We start from the raw sequence: 2,921 nt of genomic DNA on the forward strand, positions 1-2,921 counted from the left end.
AGCCCCTGCTGGTGGCGAGCGGCCCTGGGCGGGGGGCCGGCCCAGGGCCGCTCGCGCCTGGGTATCCACCCAGGGCCCCGGCAACGTCGCGATTCGTCCCCGTTTGTCCGATGGCCCCACGTCGTGGCCTGGCGCCCCGCGGCCGCGTTGGTCCAGGCCGGGAGCCAGCTTCCAGCGACCGGCATGGTGGGGCATTTGGTGCAGACCGCGACGTTGCCGGGGCCCTGGGTGTGTCCCCATCGGGAGGACGCCCCGAGCGGTGTGACTGCGCGGCGTGGCCCAGTCACGCCCTCCAACACTCCGCAGACGAAGGGGGGACCCTGGCGATGGGGTGCGACTGGTTGCGCCGCCGCGTGCGCCGTGGGTCCGGGCCCGTGCGAGGAGGGCACGGACCGCGAGGGCCATCCCTCCACCGCAGGACACCAGCGGGGCCACCCACGCTTCAACGGGGATGCCGGCGATGTGGGCAACGATCACGCCGGGACGTTGGTGTAGGGCGACACCCTGGTTGAACACGGGGCGGTGCGTAAACGTGGACACCGCGGGCGGCTGTTGCCATAGGTCAAGGCCATGGGCGGTCGCGGCTGGCTGATGGTCACCGCGGCTGTCGCCGCCCGGTCTCGGCGTGGTCAAGAACGCGCCCGACCCCCGTGACGACGCCGGCTTGTCGCGCCCGCGGCGAGCAGCAGCCCACCAGCCATGCCGGCCGGGCCGGGCAGCCGGCCGCTGTCGTGGGCGCGGCCCGCGCGGGGCTGCACCAGCGCCGCGGTCAGGGCGAGCAGGGAGGCGGCCGCGCCGGTGGCCAGCGGGCCGAGCCCGGCCTGGGCGCCGCGGACGGGCAGGAACCCGACCCCGGCGCTGAGCGCCGCGGTCGCCCCGGCCAGAGCCAGGACGGGCCGCAGGAAGCTCGGCTGCGCGAGCCGGCGCGCCAGGCCCAAGACGGTCTCGCGCGCCCGGGGCAGCGGCGGGGCGGCCGGGACCGCGACCGCGGCCCAGACGGCCACGCCGAGGCCCAGGGCCGGCCAGGGTGGCGAACAGCAGCCCGAAGCCGCCGGCTGCCACCAGCCCGCCGCCCAGCAGCGGCCCGGTGGTGTAGCCGAGCCCCTTCCAGGCCCCGTAGCCGCCGAACGCCCGGCCGCGCCGGTCGGCGGGGCTGAACCGGGCGACCAGCGCGCCGGCGGCCGGTGAGAACGCGGCCGCGGCGGCGCCCTGGGAGAGCCGGGCCACGGCGAGGGCGTCCTGCTCGCCCGCCAGGACGAACCCGGCCGAGGCGGCGGCGAAGGCCACGAGGCCGCCGAGCAGCACGGGGCGGGCGCCGACGCGGTCGGCCAGCGCCCCGAAGGCGGGCTTGAGCAGCACCTCGGCGCCGTCGTAGAGGGCGAGCAGGACGCCGAGCTCCAGGAGGGAGGCGTGCCGGCCGCCGGCGTAGCGGCCGAGGTTGGCGGCGATGGCGTGGGCGCCGAGCGCGGTCACGAACCCGGCCGCCAGCAGCGGCCGGGTCCGCCAGCTCGCCGGGGCCGGCGTTGCGGGGGTGGCGCCGCCGGCCCCGGCGGGCTCGCCGACCGCCACCGCTAAGCAGGGGACTACAAGTTCTGTCCGTAACCAGCCCGTGCATCCGGTCGGCGACGCTCAGATCGCGTGCCGGATTTCTCCGGTGCTGACCAAGGACGACGCCTGGAGGCCACGGCGTATCCGGCTCCTCGACCGGTCAGGTCCGCCACTGAGCCCGGTGTGGTGCCCGGCAGTCGGAGCTGCGAGGATCAGTGCTGCCCGCGAGGCGTCGATGAATGGGAGGCTGTCGATGGGTGCCCCCGAGGCGGGATACCAGCTCGGCAGCGATGCCGTCGAGCTTGAGCGGCTGAACCGCCAGGGCAGGGTCCTGGCGCCCGCGACCCGCACGATCCTCCAGACGGCCGGGATCCGGCTGGGCATGCGTGTGCTCGACCTGGGCTCGGGGACCGGCGACGTGGCGTTCGTCGCCGCCGAGCTCGTCGGGCCCGCCGGCGAGGTCGTCGGCATCGATCGCTCGCCGGCGGCGGTCGCCACAGCCCAGGCCCGCGCGCAGCAGCGCGCGTTGGGCAACGTCAGGTTCGTGGTCGGCGACATCCATGAGGCGGCCCCGGGCGGTCCCTTCGACGCGATCGTCGGCCGCTTGGTGCTGATGTATGTGCCCGACCCCGCCGTGGTGCTCAGGACGCAGGCCGCGCTGCTCCGCCCGGGCTCGGGCGGGGTGGTCGCGCCGATCGAGTTCGACCTCGGTAGCGCCCGCTCGTTGCCCCCGACACCGCTGGTGCACCAGATGCTGGCCTGGCTGGCCGACACCTTCCAACGCGCGAGCATCGAGCCGTCGCTTGGGGCGCGGCTGTGGGCGACCCTGCAGCAGGCCGGCCTCCGGCCGCTGGGGATGGTGGGGGTCCAGCCCCACTTCGGGCCCGACGACCCGGCCGGTCCGGCGATGCTGGCCGGCATCGTGCAGACCGTGCTCCCGCTGATCGAACGCACCGGGGTGGCGACCGCCCAGCAGGTCGGGATTGAGACCCTCCAAGCGCGCTTGGCCGACGAGTTGGCCGCCAGCCAGGCGGTATTCGCGCATCCCATCCTGCTGAGCGCGTGGGGGACGGTCGGCTGAGTCCCGTCACCACCGGCTCCCTCCAAGCGACACAAGCCACGCCACGGGGCCAGGGCCGGCGCGGCTTGTGTCGCTGCCCCGGGGTTACGGACAGAACTTGTGGCCACCTGCTTAGCCGAGCAGGCGCCAGGCGAGCAGCGCCAGGCAGCCGAGCAGGAAGGCCGGCATGCTCACCGCCAGCACCACGAGCAGCAGGCGCAGCCGTCGCAGGGTGGCGGGGACCTCGGCGAGGAGCTCCTCGCCGCGCGTGACCGCCACCTCGCGCAGGCGGCCGGTCAGAGTGGTGGGCTGC

At 75.7% G+C, this 2,921-nt stretch carries 2 protein-coding genes and 1 pseudogene; 1 reads left to right on the forward strand and 2 read right to left on the reverse strand.

Features of this window, described 5'->3' with window-relative positions; all coding sequences use genetic code 11:
- Positions 1–674 precede the first annotated feature (674 nt).
- A pseudogene (locus VG276_31395) lies at positions 675–1,491 on the reverse strand (MFS transporter).
- Positions 1,492–1,801: 310 nt separating this feature from the next.
- On the opposite strand from VG276_31395, the gene VG276_31400 reads away from it, so the two are divergent.
- Positions 1,802–2,629, forward strand: coding sequence for a class I SAM-dependent methyltransferase (locus VG276_31400; protein ID HEV8653784.1), 828 nt, complete (start codon positions 1,802–1,804; stop codon positions 2,627–2,629).
- A 111-nt stretch (positions 2,630–2,740) separates the two neighbouring features.
- Here VG276_31400 and VG276_31405 read toward each other — a convergent pair.
- A partial coding sequence (locus VG276_31405) for a hypothetical protein (GenBank protein HEV8653785.1) occupies positions 2,741–2,921 on the reverse strand: 181 nt, incomplete at its 5' end.

It is taken from the genome of Actinomycetes bacterium (genome assembly GCA_036000965.1).
Classification (GTDB): Bacteria; Actinomycetota; CALGFH01; order CALGFH01; family CALGFH01; genus DASYUT01.

What these genes read in the sequence shown, in the direction of transcription:
- VG276_31400 (HEV8653784.1), top strand. Translation starts at nt 1,802, where the DNA reads ATGGGTGCCCCCGAGGCGGGATACCAGCTCGGCAGCGATGCCGTCGAG.